Annotated in this window: 14 protein-coding genes and 6 pseudogenes; 5 read left to right on the top strand and 15 right to left on the bottom strand. The window is 39.4% G+C overall.

What is annotated here, in order from left to right; translation table 11 throughout:
- Positions 1 to 78 precede the first annotated feature (78 nt).
- Together brnQ and manA are read right to left on the bottom strand one after the other, a co-directional pair.
- Positions 79 to 1,407, bottom strand: a complete 1,329-nt coding sequence (gene brnQ, locus MHH90_RS03410) for a branched-chain amino acid transport system II carrier protein (RefSeq protein WP_011227371.1) — start codon at positions 1,405 to 1,407, stop codon at positions 79 to 81.
- A gap of 213 nt (positions 1,408 to 1,620) precedes the next feature.
- Positions 1,621 to 2,326, bottom strand: a pseudogene (gene manA, locus MHH90_RS03405) (mannose-6-phosphate isomerase, class I); the annotation flags it as partial.
- On the opposite strand from manA, the pseudogene MHH90_RS03400 reads away from it, so the two are divergent.
- Positions 2,320 to 2,397, top strand: a pseudogene (locus MHH90_RS03400) (DUF421 domain-containing protein); the annotation flags it as partial. The pseudogenes manA and MHH90_RS03400 sit on opposite strands and share 7 nt — an antisense overlap.
- 67 nt (positions 2,398 to 2,464) lie before the next feature.
- Positions 2,465 to 2,659 (top strand): CsbD family protein, encoded by a 195-nt coding sequence (locus tag MHH90_RS03395; protein WP_014608492.1) that lies wholly within the window; start codon positions 2,465 to 2,467, stop codon positions 2,657 to 2,659.
- An 870-nt stretch (positions 2,660 to 3,529) separates the two neighbouring features.
- Here the strand turns inward: MHH90_RS03395 and MHH90_RS03390 are convergent.
- The 10 genes and pseudogenes from MHH90_RS03390 to galE form a co-directional block, all read right to left on the bottom strand.
- The gene (locus tag MHH90_RS03390) at positions 3,530 to 4,915 is read right to left on the bottom strand and encodes an amino acid permease (protein WP_002951311.1); all 1,386 of its coding nucleotides are present in this window, start codon (positions 4,913 to 4,915) and stop codon (positions 3,530 to 3,532) included.
- 425 nt (positions 4,916 to 5,340) lie between these two features.
- Positions 5,341 to 5,943, bottom strand: coding sequence for a nitroreductase family protein (locus MHH90_RS03385; RefSeq protein ID WP_084830726.1), 603 nt, complete (start codon positions 5,941 to 5,943; stop codon positions 5,341 to 5,343).
- 137 nt (positions 5,944 to 6,080) lie between these two features.
- Entirely contained in the window at positions 6,081 to 6,941 is an 861-nt protein-coding gene (locus MHH90_RS03380) for a VOC family protein (RefSeq protein ID WP_014608494.1), read from the bottom strand.
- 134 nt (positions 6,942 to 7,075) lie between these two features.
- Positions 7,076 to 7,525 carry an Rrf2 family transcriptional regulator gene (locus tag MHH90_RS03375; protein ID WP_011226239.1) on the bottom strand — a complete coding sequence of 150 codons (450 nt, stop codon included), beginning with the start codon at positions 7,523 to 7,525 and terminating at the stop codon, positions 7,076 to 7,078.
- 181 nt (positions 7,526 to 7,706) lie between these two features.
- Positions 7,707 to 8,570: an alpha/beta hydrolase gene (locus tag MHH90_RS03370; RefSeq protein WP_113870330.1), complete on the bottom strand. Its 864-nt coding sequence runs from the start codon at positions 8,568 to 8,570 to the stop codon at positions 7,707 to 7,709.
- On the bottom strand, positions 8,557 to 9,849 hold the full coding sequence (locus MHH90_RS03365; RefSeq protein WP_014608497.1) for a PTS transporter subunit EIIC: 1,293 nt from the start codon (positions 9,847 to 9,849) through the stop codon (positions 8,557 to 8,559). The genes MHH90_RS03370 and MHH90_RS03365 overlap by 14 nt, the downstream gene beginning before the upstream one ends.
- Positions 9,850 to 10,037: 188 nt before the next feature.
- Complete coding sequence (locus MHH90_RS03360) at positions 10,038 to 10,670, bottom strand: nitroreductase family protein (protein ID WP_014608498.1); 633 nt, start codon at positions 10,668 to 10,670, stop codon at positions 10,038 to 10,040.
- 92 nt (positions 10,671 to 10,762) lie between these two features.
- A pseudogene (locus MHH90_RS03355) lies at positions 10,763 to 11,460 on the bottom strand (DUF1275 family protein).
- A gap of 64 nt (positions 11,461 to 11,524) precedes the next feature.
- Positions 11,525 to 12,367 (bottom strand): aldo/keto reductase, encoded by an 843-nt coding sequence (locus MHH90_RS03350; RefSeq protein WP_082245806.1) that lies wholly within the window; start codon positions 12,365 to 12,367, stop codon positions 11,525 to 11,527.
- A 132-nt stretch (positions 12,368 to 12,499) separates the two neighbouring features.
- Positions 12,500 to 13,500 (bottom strand): annotated as a pseudogene (gene galE, locus MHH90_RS03345) (UDP-glucose 4-epimerase GalE).
- Positions 13,501 to 13,834: 334 nt separating this feature from the next.
- On the opposite strand from galE, the gene MHH90_RS03340 reads away from it, so the two are divergent.
- Positions 13,835 to 15,319, top strand: coding sequence for a DUF1846 domain-containing protein (locus MHH90_RS03340; protein WP_023909792.1), 1,485 nt, complete (start codon positions 13,835 to 13,837; stop codon positions 15,317 to 15,319).
- A 219-nt stretch (positions 15,320 to 15,538) separates the two neighbouring features.
- Here the strand turns inward: MHH90_RS03340 and MHH90_RS03335 are convergent, their stop codons facing one another.
- Positions 15,539 to 15,883: a hypothetical protein gene (locus MHH90_RS03335; protein ID WP_011681366.1), complete on the bottom strand. Its 345-nt coding sequence runs from the start codon at positions 15,881 to 15,883 to the stop codon at positions 15,539 to 15,541.
- 259 nt (positions 15,884 to 16,142) lie between these two features.
- Between MHH90_RS03335 and MHH90_RS03330 the strand changes: the two genes are divergently transcribed.
- Complete coding sequence (locus tag MHH90_RS03330; RefSeq protein ID WP_011227387.1) at positions 16,143 to 16,406, top strand: hypothetical protein; 264 nt, start codon at positions 16,143 to 16,145, stop codon at positions 16,404 to 16,406.
- A gap of 189 nt (positions 16,407 to 16,595) precedes the next feature.
- Here the strand turns inward: MHH90_RS03330 and MHH90_RS03325 are convergent.
- Positions 16,596 to 17,250, bottom strand: a pseudogene (locus tag MHH90_RS03325) (response regulator transcription factor).
- A 79-nt stretch (positions 17,251 to 17,329) separates the two neighbouring features.
- Positions 17,330 to 17,830 (bottom strand): annotated as a pseudogene (locus MHH90_RS03320) (SSURE domain-containing protein); the annotation flags it as partial.
- On the opposite strand from MHH90_RS03320, the gene MHH90_RS03315 reads away from it, so the two are divergent.
- Positions 17,830 to 18,042 (top strand): hypothetical protein, encoded by a 213-nt coding sequence (locus MHH90_RS03315; protein WP_014621771.1) that lies wholly within the window; start codon positions 17,830 to 17,832, stop codon positions 18,040 to 18,042. The pseudogene MHH90_RS03320 and the gene MHH90_RS03315 overlap by 1 nt on opposite strands.
- The last annotated feature ends 10 nt before the right edge of the window (positions 18,043 to 18,052 follow it).

Raw genomic sequence — 18,052 nt, 5'->3', positions numbered from 1 at the left:
ATCTACCCATAAATAAAATCTATCACCCACACAAAAAAAATCCATCACAATTGTGATAGGATTCATTTTTATTCCATTTTATTCCATTTCGAAGCTTTCGCTCTTAATCTTATCTGGTAAAACAAGGGAGAGGAGAATGAACAAGATAGCTGGAATCAACCATGGCAGTGATGCTCCCGATAATGGAAGGAAGTTAATGATGGCATTAAGTCCTGCAAGTTTGAACTGACTGCCAATTACACTAAGCAAAGCGATAAGTGTCACTACAGTAACTGTAATTTGCATACCAGGTTTAGACAAGGCTACAAACTTATTAGCAATTACAATCATAACAATTGTGATTGTAATTGGGTAAAGAATCAAAAGTACTGGTACTGAGAAAGCAATGATATTATTAAGTCCCAAATTGGCAATCGCAAATCCAATAAGAGTAAAGACAATAGCATAGGTTTTGTATGAGACTTGTGGGAAGGCCTTATTAAAGAACTCACCGGTCGCCACAATCAAGCCTGCTGTTGTCGTAAAGCACGTCACTGTTACCATAACTGCTAGGAAAATCTGTGAAATCGGACCAAAGATAGCCTGTGTTGCACTCGATAGAACTGCTGCTCCAAGGTTAGCACCTTCTCCCAAAGTTGATGTATCAAGTGGGAAATGGTTACCCAAGAATGCTAGACCTAAGTATAAACCTGAGAACATCAATCCAACCAGAATACCTACAATCCAAATGGTTGAGATGTACTCTTTTTTAGATTTAAAGCCTAATTGATTGAGGGTTACTACTGCCACCACACTAAAGGCTACCGAAGCCAAGGCATCTAAAGTATTGTACCCTTCCAAGAAACCATTACCAAAAGCTGAGGCTTTATAAGCTTCTGTTGCAGTATGTGTGCTATGACCACCATATTTAAAGGCACCAACTACAATCAAAATAACGATTAATAGGGCAAAAATAGGAGTCAGGATTCGACCAATACTATCTAAAATCTTAGAAGGATTCATTGCAATCCATAAAGCCAAGGCAAAATAAACGGCTGTGAAGGCAAGTAACCATAGACTAGTATGACTATTACCAAGCATTGGTTCAATACCAATTGAAAAAGCTGTTGCTGCTGTCCTTGGAATGGCAAAGAATGGTCCAATAGACAAGTAAAGCACCGACAAGTATAGCAAGGCAAACTTAGGTGAGATTTTTTGAGAAATCTCATGAATATATCCCTTCGGATTCAGAGTCCCAATAATAAGTGTTAGAATTGCAATTCCGACACCAGATAGAACAAAACCGGCAATAGCTAGCCAGAAATGACCTCCAGATTCAAAGCCTAGCTGAGGTGGGAAAGTTAGGTTTCCCGCTCCGAAGAACATACCAAACAGCAAAAGGGCTGTAAGGCCTCCTTTTTTTAACATAAGTTACTCCAATCTAAAACAAAACATGACGTTTCAAAAGGAAACGGCTTGTTCATTAATACTTTTAGTTAACTTAATTAGTATGACATGATTAATTTGGAATTTCAAGCTATTGAAACTTATCCACAAAGGTTTTTAAAATTTCAAATATTCTGCCTGATTGGATGAAAAAACTAGACAAGATTCCTATCTCGTCTCGTTTAACGACTTAAATTATGGGTGACTAACAATTAGTTCAAGATTTCCCTCGATTTCCCAAGCTTGAACATCGCTTGGTAGAATGAAATAACCTCCTTTGGCAATGTCGTAATCTTGCCCGTCTACGTTAAGGCTTCCTTGACCATCAAGCACACTAAACAAACTGTAATCAGCAGTCTTTTCAAAATCAGCCTTACCTGAAATTTCCCATTTGTAAACAGCAAAGAAATCACTTGCCACTAAGAGCGTTGATTTGAGATCATCTACTTTTGTTGTAACTGGGCGACTGTTGGCAGGTTCACCGATAGTAAGCGCGTCGATAGATTTTTCTAGATGGAGATCACGCAAATTGCCTTGGTCATCCTTACGGTCAAAATCATAAACACGATAAAGTCGTATCACTAGATTGTTGTGTTTCAAGAACCATGATACCTGCACCAATAGCATGCATGGTACCACTTGGTACATAGAAGAAATCTCCTGCTTTAACTGGAACCTTGGTCAAGAAATTTTCCCAATCCTTACTTTCAATTTGCTGGCGCAATTCTTCTTTTGATTTAGCATTGTGACCATAAATGATTTCTGCACCTGGTTCAGCGGGAATGATATACCAACACTCTATTTTACCAAGCTCACCTTCATGTTCAAGTCCATAAGCATCATCTGGGTGGACCTGAACTGAAAGCCAATCATTGGCATCCAAAATCTTCGTCAAAAATGGGATATGACAACATTTTAGATATCTTCATCACTGAATATGATAAAGGAAACATTAATGTCGTGACTTATTAGACAAATCACTTGCATTACGGTCTAAGATTTTCTACAATGGTCTCATCATAAAAAAGGAGGTACTATCATGGGTATCGAAGATAAATTGAATCAAGCTAAAGGAGCTCTTAAAGAGGGTGCTGGTAAACTGACTGGCGATAAAAAGACTGAAATCGAAGGTGCGGTTGAAAAAGTTGTAGAAAAAGCAAAAGACGGTATCAAATATGTTAAAGAAGGCGTTGATGATGCGGTTGAAGTCCTTAAAAATAGCTTTAAAAAATAAGACAAAAAAGAAGTTTTCAAGCCATTTGGCAAGAGAACTTCTTTTTTATTTTTTTCTAAACTGAAATTACTTACGAGAACGCTTGCTTCCTTTAAGTGCAAATGATGTTTCATAAGTACAGCTCCTAATGCACCTAATCCCAAGCTACTCACATCACCAGTATCTGGTAAAGTTGATTTATTTACTTGGCTACTTTGTGAACTTTTAGCAGACTGGTTAGCCTTAGAGCTTTTATTTTATTTTTGAACAAGATTAGTTTGTACAACTGAGCTACCCAAAATTAAGCTAGCGACTAGGACTGCCCCAACTTTTTTCCCGTTTTGATGATTTCTTAATGGCATAACGTTCTTGTGTTTGTTTGGTATGTTTGTATGTCATCTATTAAACCTTCTACTTACTTTTGCGATGACTCTATTAAACACTAGAAAACTAGAACAAGGCCTAAAGAAACGTTAATCTTTACTTAAAGTAAAAAAGTCCCCAAAATATTGAGAACTTTCAATCTCTAGGATAGACCAGTCTAAATTTTTCCAAAACAACTTGGCTTTTCTAACTAAAATTCAATCCGGCCTCATGCAACCATTTGCTAAAGAGGTCCTCATGAATCTTTTGCCAGTAAGCTAGGCTTCAATCTCCTTCACCTTCTTTGTATGGTCAACGCTAACTTGTTTAAAAAGAAGAACCACAATTTTAGTTGTTTCAATAATACAAACGGCATTTTACTTGGGCAATGGGGCCTAGCTAACTGCAAACAAGTCGAAAGGTGAGCTAATTACTGTCTTTTGTCCCATCAAAACCAAATTGTGAGCTAGTCTGTCTCTACTTCAAATATCAAAAATGGTAGGCCAAAAGGGCTCTACCATTCTCATCTTAATACTTAGAATGTTTGTAACCGTAAAAGGCATAAATAGCCGAACCAATTAGCACTGCTATGCCAAAGGCTGACCAGGTTTGCCAACTGTACTGACTCATAAATGAGAGACAGACGATGATGGAAAGGATTGGTAAGACAGGAACAAATGGGACCTTAAACTCATCCTTCTGTGGCAAGCCCTTGTCTTTACGAAGAATGATAAGAGCAATAGCCAAGAGGACCAAATAAGCCAAAGTCGAAATATTAACCAAGGATGCCATATTAGCCAAAGAAAAGATGCCTGATGAGATGGCAGAAAGGATTCCAGTCAAAAGTGTCGCATAATGTGGAACCTTATGGGTCTTTGAAACCTTTTGAAAAGTTTGTGGAAGAAATCCATCACGCGCCAAGCTATAAACCATGCGACTAAGGGCATAGGCCATGGAAATACATACGGTAATCAAGGTCATAATGGCAACTACCGATACATAATTGGCTGCCCAAGACACACCAATATAACGAAGGGCATAAGCTACGGCATCGTCGACATTTAACTTGGTATAGTGGACAACTCCCGTCAAGACTAATGAAACCACTGCATAAAGTGAAGCGACGATAATCAAAGCGAGAACTATACCTCGAGGAACATTCTTTTGTGGTTCCTTAATCTCATCTACTGTCATAGAAATGGATTCAAATCCAAGAAAACCAAAGAACATGAGAGAAGCACCTGCCATAATCCCCGTCTTCCCACCATAAATTTGGCCGAAGCCAAATGGTGCAAAGTTAGCCCAGTTGTCCGGATTCAGATGGAAAAGACCAACTAGGATGAAAACCGCCAAGGCAGAGAACTTAAGCACTACTAGGAGTGAGTTCAAACGAAGGACTTGTTTGGAATCCATGAGGAGAAGAGCCGTCACAAGCACCAAAACCAAGACTGGCAATAGGTCAATATAGGTCCCCTGACTCGGATTAAAAGGGCCACTGATAGCCTTGGGGAGCTGTAGACCAAAGCTTGCCAAGAGCCCCTTGAGGTAGGCTCCCCAACCAGAGGCGACACTAGACACGGCGTTCATGAAAACGATCATTGTAAGCCATCCGCCCATCCAAGCAGGGTACTCACCCCAAGAAGCATAGAGATAACCATAAACGCCACCAGCGGATGGATAGCGTGAGGCAAACTCAGCAAAGAAAATCGCCGACATACCCACACAAACGGCTGAAATCAAAACCGAAATAATCAGGGCTGGACCTGCCAAGGTTGATGCCGCGGTACCAGTAATCGTAAAGATTCCTGTCCCAACCATGGCACCGATTCCCAGAAGGACTACATCCCTAAGGGTCAGATGCCGTTTCATCTCGGTTTGAGACAAACCAACATCCTTTTTACGAAAAATACTCATTTTTATACTCCATTTTCTGAGAAATACCGCACTATTATACCATACTGCAAGACAAAAATAGAGCTATTTCTGTGTTTTTATACCTCTATTAATAAAAAGCATATCAAGATTAAGATTTCGTAACAAGTATTTTCTAACGTGTGCCCTATATCTATCAAAAACCGACTGCTCAAAACTTTGCTTTAGTTGTCCATTATTCTGCAGTTTTAGTAAATTGGGATCATTTAAATTAGAAAACACTATGAAACTGAAAAAGGTTTTAAATCTCAAGTTATAGCTTTCATTTATAATTAATCTACTAACTGGTCTTAGGATACAAAAAAATAACAAGATTTCTCAATCCTGCTAGTCTTTTGTCTTATCATTATGATTTTGTTCAGTCAGTATGTAGCCTACTGCCAAGCTGACTGACTAAGTTAAAGTGATTATTTGTCGCCAAAAACTTTGAAACGACCTTCTGTTTGGACGTCTTTATCTCCTGCTGGTGCAACGATTTGACCAAATGGTGCTTGGGCACGGAGTTTCCAGTTAGCTGGGATGTCGTATTTTTCAGCCAATTGAGCATCAACAAGTGGATTGTAGTGTTGTACGTTCACACCGATATTCTTCTCAGCCAAAGCCAACCATGTCGCATAAAGGGCGATTCCATGACCTTGCTCTGACCAAATTGGGAAGTTTTCAGCGTAAAGTGGGAATTGCTCTTGAAGGCCTTTCACTACATCTTGATCTTCATAGAAGAGGATTGTTCCCTTAGCTTGAGCAAAACCTGCCAAACGTTCTTTTGTTGCCTCAAAAGCTTCTGCTGGCGTTACTTTTTCAAGCTCTGAATAAGCGATTTCATTCCAGAAAGCATCTGATTCTTCATTCAGCAAGATCACCACACGTGATGTTTGTGAGTTGAAGGCTGTTGGTGTGTTAAGGACAGCTCCTTGAATGGTTTCAATCAATTCTTGGTTAGAGAGCTCAAGGTCTTTTCCCAAAGCATAGATTGAACGGCGTTTTATTTGTAAGTCTGTAAAGTAGGTCATAGGTATTCCCTCTTCCTTTATGATAAATGTTAATTGTTAAAATTGTTAAGCTATTTTGTAATAACTTTGATTAAAATAACCATTATAGCCGTTTAAAATGTAACGTCAATAGTTACGACTTAAAAAATCACTAATTATTAATATTTCTTTCTTACGCGTGTCAAAATACCATCCTTATCCTCAACTGTTAACTCATTAGAAGATGACCATTTGACCTTGCCTCCACGATTGTTAGCACGTTCTGCTATGCCAACCAAGTCGTCCTTGTTTGTCACTTCAATGACGTAGTAAGCAAGACCAGGCATATCTTTGTCACGTTTGGACAAGTTTTTTCCGCCCCACTCGTTGACCGCAAGGTGACGGTGGTAATCACCTGAAGCAATCCAACTAGCGCTTGGAATGGTAAACTTATCCGCTAGCTCTAAAACATCCTGATAGAAAGTGCTTGCTAGCTGACTATCTTTGACTGATAAATGAATATGCCCCATGCGAGTATCCTTAGCTATCACAAAAGGCTCAACCTTCCGTCCCATATCGTAAATTTCTTGAGCTGATAACTCTTCTGTGACACCAACGATGCGACCATCCTCACGAATATCCCATTCAGCAACCGGCTTGTCTCTATAAAGCTCAATACCATTGCCTTCAAGGTCTTCCAAATAAAGGGCTTCACTATAACCATGGTCAGCTGCACCGACAAATGGATAATCCAGATCAGCAATATGTTTGAAAACATCTGCTAAATCTTCGCGAGACGGTAACAAAATCGCCATATGGTAGATACCATAACTGGACTTGACCGCTTCCTCACGATTGGTCTGAATCAGATGGACCAAAGGCTTGTTTCCAGCTCCTAAAACAACTTCCCTTTCCGTTTTGGTTAGGATTCCAAGTCCAACAATCTGTGTGTAAAAGGCCGTCTCCGTCTGACCAGCTAAGTCCTTTACATTGAGTACCGCCTCTGCGAGGTAAATCTTACTATTGTAGTCATATGTCATATGATTTTCTCCTGTGTTGTAATCATTTATATGACATTATTACACTTGGTTTTATTGTAATGTCAATTATTACAACCTAGAATCAAAAAAGAAACCGAATAATTTTCGATTTCTTATCATTTAAGATCTAAAAATCAAGCTCCAGTTTCTTTCCAGTTAGCCTTAGCATCCTTTAAAATACCAGCTAAAGTTTTCTTTTCGAGTTCTTTTTCCATTGCCATTTGAACATCTTCTAGGCTCTGATCCAAAATACCATGAATATTACGTCCTACTGGACACGCTGGATTAGGATTGTCATGAAAACTAAAGAGTTGCCCACTTGGACCGATGCTATCCACCGCACGATAAACCTGTAAAAGGTTAATCTCCTCTGGTGCCATGGCTAATGTCGATCCTCCACTTCCCCTTTGAACAAAAATCAAGTCTGCTTTCTTCAGTTGTGACAAGGTTTTGCGGATAATAACTGGATTGACACCCACACTACTCGCCATTAAATCACTGGTTAGCTTAGTTTCATTTCCCTTATTTTGTGCTATGAGGGTCAAAATATGGACAGCAATGGTAAAGCGACTTGGAATTTGCATATCAAGAACCTCTCGTTAATCTTTTTCTTTTCAATCAATTATAACAAAACCAACGTTGTAAAACAAGGAGTTACAACAACTGAAAGAGTTCCTCTTACACTAAAAAAATAGAGCCATCATAAACTCTATCCTTTTGTATTTGAAAATAAGTAACTAGACTAATAATACATAGTATTATAGTCTATTGAGGCTCTAACTTGGTCTTTTGCTTCTTGCGAAGACCTTGTCCTTCGATATGTTGTTTGATCAGGTCCACTACCTCATCATTGGTTGGTAAATCCGAGTGTTGGGCATCTTCACCTGTAACAGTGATTTCAGTGTAACTTTTTGCCTGATTCTGATAGATATATTTCCCAGCGGACACACTAGCATCAGGAACCAGCTCGTCCGAATCATAGGTAATGGTTCCCGCTACCGAATAGACATGCAGGGTAGACGGAATATTCTCTTTAGCAGCTATAAAGTCTGCTAGCATGACCGATTTATTTTTAATATTGGTTTCAGTGAAATTATAGGGCGTTCCGATAGTCATCAAAGAATTTATCTTGACATCGTAGTCGCTAAGATAATTTTCAATAAAAGCCGTATAAATCAAGCCACCATTTGAATGTGCCAACCCTTTAAAATTATTGAAATTGTATTTATTCTGCAAGGCTTCAAAGGCCTGATTCATCATCTTGGATTGTTTCTTAATATTGCTATAGCCATCCTTATTATTTTCAAATCCGATAACAATAATAGGTTCACTGTCATTTTTCCTGATTTTACCCTCAAAGGTGATACGCCCATTATTCCAAACCTTAACCTTGAGGAGGCTATGCTTGGTACCACGACGGTCTTGATTAAGCTTACGGACTAGGCCATCAAATCTATTTTCCGTAGCAGAGCTCCCTGGAATCATGATAATGGGAGACAATTTTGAATTATAGAAAGTCTCTATTTCCTTGACATTTTTCCTAGTCCAACTATAGGATGGGACGGCTAGACCAATGAGAAAGAGAGCAATAAGGATAAAGACCAACTTAGTTTTTTTATTTAGTTTCAAGGCTTTCTCCTTCCTCTTTTAGACCGTGTTGTACCTTATTAGACAGACGCACAAATGGAATAAAGATAAGAATGTCGACTCCCAAACAGAGGATACTAATAGCTAGAGCTCGTAAGCTACCCCCAGTTCCGATAAAGGCGTAAAGAAGACTTGGTGTGCCATCTGGAACTGGATAAACCGCAGCTGGCATAAGATGGATAGCCAAGGACACCGCAGCAATACCTATATTTACCATAGGTGCCAGTAGGAAAGGAACCAAATAAACTAAATTTAACAAGACTGGTATCCCCACCATAAATGGAGCCCCATAGTTAAAGAGACTAGGAAAGACACTTAGAAGACTCACCTTCTTATCCTTATAACTGGTTGATGCTAAAAGCAGAGCCACCAAGAGGGCTAGCCCTGAGCCAATGCCAGCAACCATACCATAACTATGATAAAGGTTTGTTAGCGTATAAAGGTGGGGAAGCCCAGTCGTCGTATGATGAGAAACAGCATAGGTCAGATTTTCCAAGGCAAAACTATCCTCGGCAATGGAATTTGGGGTAAAAACCTGATTATTCCCAATCCAAGCAGAAAAAGTGTTCAAAAGTCCCATCATAAAGGTTGACAACAGATGATTATCAGTTACAGTAAAGGTAGAAGTAAACTTCCTAATCGTTTGAAAAACATTAGCTTGATCTCCAATAACAAGAAGAAGGTTAAGCCCAATAGCTAAAATGAGTGATAAAAAAATGGGACGAACAGTCTTTGGTTGATAAATATAGTCCTTATCCACAATCTGATCATCACTAGCTCTCGAAAAGCGAAAAATCTGGCCAACCAGATACCCCACAAATATAGCCAAAATAATGTTGATTGAATCCGGTAAATTGATACGAGTCAAGACACCATCGTTTAGCGGTGACAGCAACAGCTCCTGCGATCCTATAATCAAGCTAACCAAAAGGGATGTCACACCAGCTGTACCAGTACTTCTACCATAGTGACCAGCTGTGTATTTCCCTGCAAAATAGGTTGATAAGGGCCCTGCTAAGCCACCAAGAAAGTTGGAAAGATTAATGAGCACCTGCCCAGTTATCTTAAAGGTCGGTAACCAGTCAGAAACTGAAAACAGCTGATTGATATAGCCCATCTCCGAAAAAACAGATAGTGAAATCACCCGAATAATTCCTGAAATCAGAAAAAATGGAAAGAGCGAAATCAAGGTCTTTTGAGTAATCTGGACAAAGCCCCGCTCACGAAGCCAGAGAAACCTCAGGATCAAATAGTCTATCATGAAAGACTCCTAGAAATTGGCAAAAGTAAACTTTAAATGCAACGTTTTCTTACATTATAGCACAAAGAAAGAGGCCTCACCTTAATCCTGGGTTACACCAACTTCTCAATCTTACTAAAAATACTTTGTTATCTTTTAATACAAAAAAACATGAGTCTCCACTTTTGAGACTCATGGCCGATTATTTATTAAGCAAAAGTAGTCACATCAGAGGCGTCCAAACGAACAGACTCAAAGCCTTCTTCATCAGCTTTCCCAAGGGCAATAATCAAAATAGGCACATGTCGGTCTTCATCAAGACCAAACGCTTTGGCAAGACCGTCTTTTTTATAGCCACCGATGGCATTTGTATCGTATCCATAAGAGCGAGCAACGAGCATTAACTGCATAGCAGCAAGGCTAGAGTCGATATGGACAATTTCATTCATCACTTCGAAAGGAGCTTTCTCATACATTGGTACAATGCTTGATAGTTGTTTCTCCTTGACCTCTTCTGGCATTTTTCCTTGAGTAACGGCCTTCCCATAGATTTCTTCTGCTCTTTCTTGGCTCTTCAAATCGGCAAAAATGAGAACCATGGCTGAGGATGTTTCATTTTGTACACCATTGTAGCTGACAAAAGGTTTCAATTTATCTTTGCCTTCTTCGCTATCAACGACAACAAAGCGCCAAGGTTGCATGTTCACTGATGATGGTGCCGTAACGGTTTTATCCAAGATTTCCAACATTTCTTCACGTGGAATCTTGACAGAGGTATCAAACTTACGAATGGAACGACGGTTATATACAATATCTGAAAAATCATTACTTACTATAGGCATCTTATGTCTCCTTTTTATCATTAGACAAAATTAATATAACCAAGATTATAGCACAAGACTATTTTTATCAAAAACAATTACTACAAAAATACCTAAAGATTGGTTTTCTTGAGTCCCAGACGTTTCACTTCAGATGAATAGTAAACCATGATGGTCAAGAGGCTGAGTGTGATTAGCCAGATTGACTTAATATAAATGAAGCGCATGAGAAGAGCTGATACAACAGCACCAAGCACAAAACTGCCTACGACAAAGCCATAATTGACCGCCTGGCAACGATATTCTTTCTGATCCTTGCTACCCTGAATAACATAATAAAGTGCCGTCAGCATCCTTCGATAATTTCCTGAAGTCATAAAAATCACAAAGGGGTGATTTTCAATCTGACTACTGGTAAAAGTCTTCATCATGACACCCTCAGAAAATGCAATAATCGGAAGCTCTATTAGAGCATTTGGCCATAAGAATGGTAAAATAGCAGTCATCACACAAAGAGGAAGTAGACCATGAACACGACAGTAAGCATTCTTACGATGGTCTTTAAACCATATTCCAAAAAGAAAACCTATGGAAAAGAATAGAATAGAATAGAGTAGAAAAACATCGCAACATGTTATGGTACATGCTACTACTACGCCAGTCAGCAACTAACAAGAGAATATTCCCCGTCTGAGTGGCAACCAAACTATGGTAATACACATGACAAAAGACATTCCAAAGCTCCCCCCGAAAAACTGAGCAAATGGGCCATCATACGTGTATTCTGAGGCAAAAGATTTCGAGACTCCATTACGTAACTCCCATCTATAAATAAAAAAATGATAGTTTTATTATAGCAAATCTAAAGAAACACACTAAAAATTAACTGTGTCAGGATCAACCTGAGTTTTGATCCCTTGAATCTTATCCAAGACTGCCATGTCTTCCTCTGACAAATCAAAGTCAAAGATATCCAAGTTGGCTTCAATATTTTTTGGTGTCACTGACTTAGGTAGTGGCAAGAAACCTTTTTGAAGGCTCCAACGTAGGGCAACTTGAGCAACAGATTTTCCATTACGTTCAGCCACCGCTTCAACATCTTCATTCCCAAAAATACTACCAGTACCTAGTGGGCTATATGCTTCAAGAAGAATGTCACGCTCTCGGCAATAGGCAACCAAATCTTCTTGGGTACAACCTGGAGCCAAGAGAATTTGATTGACATGTGGCACAATTTCAGCTGTTTCAAAAAGAGCTTCTAGATGATGTTGCATAAAGTTAGACACACCGATAACACGCACCTTACCTTCTTTGTAGGCTTCTTCCATTGCCTTCCAAGCCCCTGCATTGCCAGCCTTCCAAGCATCATTCTCACGAAGTGCCTTTGGATTTGGCCAGTGGATGAGAAAAAGATCCAAATAATCCACACCTAATCTTTCGAGAGATTCGTCGATAGAGGCCTTAGCCAAATCGTAATCGTGCTTGTCATTCCAGAGTTTAGTCGTTAGGAAAAGATCCTCACGCGCCACATCACTATCAGCAATCGCCTTACCTACAGAAACCTCGTTACCGTAGATTTGTGCTGTATCAATATGGGTGTAACCAGCCTTAAGTGCGAAACTAACGCTATTGTAGGCTTCTTCCCCTTCTGGAATCTGCCAAGTCCCAAAACCAATTTTAGGAATAGCAACCCCATTTGAAAGTGTATATGTTTCCATCCTGTTCTCCTTTTCAAGTTGTAATAGGATTATCTTAAAAGATATCAGATAAAAATGCAAAGATTTGCTATGGACTACAGGAAAAACTCCAAATTGCAGTTTTCTACCAGGTGGTGCTCCTATTCCTTATGATTAATCTCTATCGTCATAACCTTTTGGATGGCTTGAATGCCATGCCCAGGCACTTTCGATGATTTTTTCGATATTGTCAAATTGTGGTTTCCAACCTAGGACTGTACGAGCCTTTTCAGAGGATGCAATCAATGTATCTGGATCACCAGGACGACGACCTGCTTTCTCAGCTGGAATTTCTTTATCAGTAACCTTACGAGCTGCTTCAAGGATTTGAAGATTTGAAAATCCTGTTGAAGATCCTAAGTTGAAGGCTGTTGACTCATTGCCCTTACGGAGATACTCCACTGCTAAGAGGTGGGCATCCGCTAAGTCGAATGGATGTACATAGTCACGAACATTGGTACCATCTGGAGTATTGTAGTCGTCTCCAAAAATCATGATTTTCTCACGAACACCTTGAGCCACTTGGAGAATAATTGGCAAGAGGTGGGTTTCAGGACCATGATCCTCACCAATCGAACCATCAGGTTTGGCACCCGCCACATTAAAATAACGAAGAGGAACATACTTGATGCCGTAGGCTTGGTCTGACCACTTCATGATAGTTTCCATCATAAGCTTACTTTCACCGTAAGGATTGATTGGGTTTTGTGGTGTGGTTTCAAGGATTGGAATTTCCTCAGGAATACCATAAGTCGCAGCTGTTGATGAGAAGACAATGTATTTGACACCACATTCGTTCATGACCTCAAGCAACTTCACCATACCAGAAGTGTTATTGTCAAAATATTTAAGTGGTTTTTCCATAAACTCAGCCACAAGTGAGTAAGCCGCAAAATGAATAACCGCATCAACATCAGGATTTTCCTTAAAGACTTTACGCATAAAATCTTGATCTGCTAAATCCCCCTCGTAGAATACAGCGTCTGGATGGACTGCCGCACGGTGACCCGTCACCAAGTTATCCACGACAACAACTTTTTCTTGGCCCGCTTCAACCAAACGGTCCACCATGTGAGAACCGATGTAACCAGCCCACCTAAAACTAAGATTGCCATAAATTTACCTTTTTCTTATTTTTCTATTATTATAACATACTTCTAGTCTACGAGACCAACTTGAGTTAAGTAAGGTGAAAGAGGATAAAAAATGGTCGCCAACAGTTAGTTGGCAAGCATTTTTCCTTTATGAAATTAAATATTCTAAAGCGATTGTTATCTAGAAATCTAACTGCTGAGATGAGAACCCAAATTAAATAATAACTCTAAAGGACTATCATAAAAAATACGTTTCATGATTGACTTTCACCTCTTTTTCTCCAATAAATCGTCCTTCGCTAATAGCATTTACCTTCGGCATTTGATATAATTTTTCTCAGAGGTATTTTTATTTATGAAGAAACAAGCTTTTAGTTCTGAACAGTATTTGAATCTACAACGCGACCATATTTTAGAGCGTATTAACCAGTTTGACGGTAAGCTCTACTTGGAGTTTGGTGGAAAGATGTTGGAAGATTTCCACGCTGCCCGTGTCCTTCCTGGTTATGAGCCTGACAATAAAATCAAGCTCCTTCAAGAGTTCAAAGATCAGGTTGAAGTGGTCATTGCCATTAATGCTAGCAATATCGAGCACTCTAAGGCTCGTGGTGACCTTGGTATTTCTTACGACCAAGAGGTCCTTCGTCTGATTGATAAATTCAACGAGCTCAATATCTATGTGGGTTCTGTTGTTATTACGCAGTATTCAGGTCAACCTGCAGCTGATGCCTTCCGTAACCAACTGGAAAAAAATGGCATCACGTCTTACATCCACTACCCTATCAAGGGCTATCCAACGGATATCAACCATATCATTTCTCCTGAAGGTATGGGAAAAAACGACTATATCAAGACTAGCCGTAACCTGATTGTCGTTACCGCACCTGGTCCTGGTTCTGGTAAATTAGCAACATGTTTGTCTAACATGTACCACGACCAAATCAATGGTATCAAATCAGGTTATGCTAAATTTGAAACATTCCCAGTTTGGAATTTGCCGCTTCATCACCCAGTTAACTTGGCCTATGAAGCTGCCACTGCCGACCTTGATGATGTCAATATGATTGACCCATTCCACTTGGAAACTTATGGCAAAACTACGGTAAACTACAACCGTGACATCGAGATTTTCCCAGTCCTCAAACGTATGCTTGAGCGCATCCTTGGTGAGTCACCTTACGCTTCACCTACGGATATGGGTGTTAACATGGTTGGTTTTGCCATTACGGATGATGAGGCAGCTAAAGAAGCCTCTAAACAAGAAATCATCCGTCGCTACTATCAAACCGTTCTTGATTTCAAAAATGAACGTGTGCCTGAGACTGCTGTCAAGAAGATTGAGTTGCTCATGAACGATCTTGGTATCACGCCTGAAGATCGCCAAGTGGTCGTTGCAGCACGCGCTAAGGCTGAAGAAACAGGTGGTCCTGCCCTTGCCCTCGAATTGCCGAATGGTCAAATCGTCACTGGTAAAAATTCGGAACTCTTTGGTCCAACAGCTGCAGCTTTGATTAATGCTATCAAGACTTCTGCAGGCATTACTAATGAAACGAAACTTATCGAGCCTGAGGTAGTTAAACCAATCCAAGGACTGAAAATTGACCATCTGGGTAGCCGTAATCCTCGTCTCCATTCCAACGAAATCCTCATCGCCTTGGCCATTACTGCTGCCAACAATGCGGATGCGGCGCGTGCCATGGAGGAACTTGATAACCTTAAGGGGTCTGAAGCTCACTCAACTATAATCCTTACTGATGAAGATAAAAATGTTCTTCGTAAGCTTGGTATCAATGTCACATTCGATCCTTACTATCAATACGACAAATTGTACCGTAAGTGATAACTGACTATAAACATCAAAGACCTCAGTTTTAATAACTAGGGTCTTTTAAAAATGACTTTAGCTTGATAAAGAAAAAAGGGAAACTCTATCGAGTTCCCTTTTTGATAACTAATTTTTCGTCTCAACCCGTTCCTAATAAAAAGGGGTGGCCTAGCATTATTATGAAAAAATGAGTTAAAGGTATCAAACAGAGGGCTAAGCCACTCCCGATTCTAATCAGCCTACGATTTCTAACTTGAGAAAAGGTAAGCTAAAAAGCAAAACTATAGTAGATAGAACAGCAACAAGTGGGAGGTAACGACCTCCAAAAAGGTAGAGAAGCAATGGAGCTATCGCTATCAAATGATTTAGAAAATTGCTAGTAACCCGAACGGTTTGTCCATCCTCCACAGTAATAGTGTTGGACTTGTAACCCAATTTACCAACACTCAATCGAGCTTTTGATGATGGTAGGGAAACAGTCACTGCTTCCACACCAGAAACCGTCCCGACAAGACTAGTGTCTACTCGAATGGGACTCTTTCTAGCCACCTTACTAGCTTCTATTGTAATACTAGCCACTAAGCATCTCCTTTTCCTATCTTCTACTTATAGTATACACTTTTTCGAAAAGCTTTCACAAGATAATCGACTATTAAATCAAGGTTCCTTTACAATTTTGTGCCTTTTCAAAAAGTATTGGATATCTTGATTGCTATATCACTATCCACTTTTCCTTCAAAAAATCAATTATTTTTGACAGGAAATCCGTTATAAGATATAATGTAACAACGTCGTTTACAACTAGTTGGTAATAATGTAAATATAGAAAAAAGGTTACATGAAATCATATAAAGGAATTCTCCTACTAACCGTAAGCATTGTTCTTACGGTCTACGTCTGGTTAGCAACGGGCATGACAAACTTCGTCACTCCCGGTCTAGCTTTAACAACCTTATCATGGACTTTTATGTTGGCAACACGATCACGACTTTTAGAAAAACTCTTTAACGGAATTGAGAGAATGTACGCTATCCACAAATTTCTTGCCATCTTATCAGTTATTCTCCTTGTCTTCCACAACATCGGTATGGGGAGTCTATAGGGGTCCATCTAGCTGGTCAGCTAGGAAACCTTGGAATACATACTTTCTTGGTAAAAGTCTCAAATACGAGACTTGGCATTGGCTTCATCGGTTGGTTTACTTAGCCTATATTTTTGGTCTCTCCCATGTCTATTTGATTATAGTTTTTTTATTTCATTTTCAATCTCTTGGTCTTTCCATCTTATAGCCCTAACCCCAAACAGTTTTGATAGCAGGAGTATTTGAATTTGTATACTTGGTCAACTATTGCCTCAAAGCATGGATATGAACATTGAGTGTATTGCTATCATCCACATATTCCTCTTGCCATACCGTCTCGTAAAGTTCCGTCTTTGAAAAGGCTCTCTCAGGATTGCTAGCCAATATCCATAGAAGTTCAAAGGATTTCACTGTCAATTCCAAAGATTGGTCCCCTATGTGAACCTCATGAGTCACATGGTAGATTACTAAGTCACCAAGATCGATCCGCTCTGTCTCACTTCAACGGCTAAGGCGACGTAAGATATTATTCACTCTTAAAACCAATTCGTGCAGGCTAAACGGTTTGGCTATGAAATCATATCCCCCCCAAACTTAATCCATAAATCTTATCCTGCTCGCTTGTTTTAGCAGTTGTAAAGAGAAAGGGTTGATTAGGAGCAATATATTGAACCTCACTGATAAAATCATAACCGTTCATATTGGGCATCATGATATCTGTGATGATGACGTCAATAGACTTTTTTCTGAAAAGTTCTAATCCCTCCTTGCCATCATGAGCAACTAAAACATCGTATCCCGCCTGTAAAAAATAGCGGTTTTGAATATCTATCTCATCATCAACCAGCAAAATTGTCTTTTTCATCTGACGCTCCTTTGATAAAAACAGTGTTACACATAGTCAGTATAATACTATTTATTCTAATATTTAAATGATTTGAATCTTAATCTTCTCGTTTGGTTGTCAAACCTAAAAGTCCAACAAGACCTGCCAAGGCTAGACCAAACATACCAAGGCCAGCTGTAGCCGTTTGAGCTTTCCCAGTATTTGGTAGTATAGGTTGCCCATCATTTTTCTTAGTCTTAGCCATGGAATTATCTGTGGAATCAGCCATTCTCATCTCTGAAACATGGGCCTCTTTCGTCATATATTTAATTTTGTTCATTGAGTCTGACGTAGAAGAAGACATAGATATCTGATCTCCTTGAGGAGTTCTGGACATCATTTCTGATCCATGAAGTCGAATCGTTACTTGATGAGTAGCAACTAGATTGCTCAAGTCTGGTTTGCCATCTTTAGAACCATACACTTTGACAGTAGCTTGGTAAGTGTGAGTGCCATTGGCACGAAGTTGGTCTAGAAGGGCTTGTCCTTCTTTGCCTGTCGTGTTACCATTCAAATCTACTTCTTAGAAATATTGGCCTTTAGCCAAGCCTTTTGGAGGTGTTGATTGTATCTTTAGGTAAGTGGGGTTGGAATAAATATAAAACACATAAGGAATTAAAGGTAGAAGAAAAAAACGAAATAGAAACTATTAAGGAAACAAGTGCAAAGGATTATGCTGAAAATCTATTGAATGAAGCAGATAAAGATGATGAAATTGTCGATATTATCATTGATGAAGATGGTTCAATCATTACAGTTGATTTTAGTTAATCTAGTTAAA

Origin of the sequence: Streptococcus sp. FSL E2-3488 (assembly GCF_038003585.1) — a bacterium.
Taxonomy (GTDB): Bacteria; Bacillota; Bacilli; order Lactobacillales; family Streptococcaceae; genus Streptococcus; species Streptococcus thermophilus.
Note: the sequence above shows the minus strand (reverse complement) of the source record. Positions and strands in the feature narration are given on the sequence as shown.

What these genes read in the sequence shown, in the direction of transcription:
- brnQ (WP_011227371.1), bottom strand. Translation starts at nt 1,407, where the DNA reads ATGTTAAAAAAAGGAGGCCTTACAGCCCTTTTGCTGTTTGGTATGTTC.
- MHH90_RS03395 (WP_014608492.1), top strand. Translation starts at nt 2,465, where the DNA reads ATGGGTATCGAAGATAAATTGAATCAAGCTAAAGGAGCTCTTAAAGAG.
- MHH90_RS03390 (WP_002951311.1), bottom strand. Translation starts at nt 4,915, where the DNA reads ATGAGTATTTTTCGTAAAAAGGATGTTGGTTTGTCTCAAACCGAGATG.
- MHH90_RS03385 (WP_084830726.1), bottom strand. Translation starts at nt 5,943, where the DNA reads ATGACCTACTTTACAGACTTACAAATAAAACGCCGTTCAATCTATGCT.
- MHH90_RS03380 (WP_014608494.1), bottom strand. Translation starts at nt 6,941, where the DNA reads ATGACATATGACTACAATAGTAAGATTTACCTCGCAGAGGCGGTACTC.
- MHH90_RS03375 (WP_011226239.1), bottom strand. Translation starts at nt 7,525, where the DNA reads ATGCAAATTCCAAGTCGCTTTACCATTGCTGTCCATATTTTGACCCTC.
- MHH90_RS03365 (WP_014608497.1), bottom strand. Translation starts at nt 9,849, where the DNA reads ATGATAGACTATTTGATCCTGAGGTTTCTCTGGCTTCGTGAGCGGGGC.
- MHH90_RS03360 (WP_014608498.1), bottom strand. Translation starts at nt 10,670, where the DNA reads ATGCCTATAGTAAGTAATGATTTTTCAGATATTGTATATAACCGTCGT.
- MHH90_RS03350 (WP_082245806.1), bottom strand. Translation starts at nt 12,367, where the DNA reads ATGGAAACATATACACTTTCAAATGGGGTTGCTATTCCTAAAATTGGT.
- MHH90_RS03340 (WP_023909792.1), top strand. Translation starts at nt 13,835, where the DNA reads ATGAAGAAACAAGCTTTTAGTTCTGAACAGTATTTGAATCTACAACGC.
- MHH90_RS03330 (WP_011227387.1), top strand. Translation starts at nt 16,143, where the DNA reads ATGAAATCATATAAAGGAATTCTCCTACTAACCGTAAGCATTGTTCTT.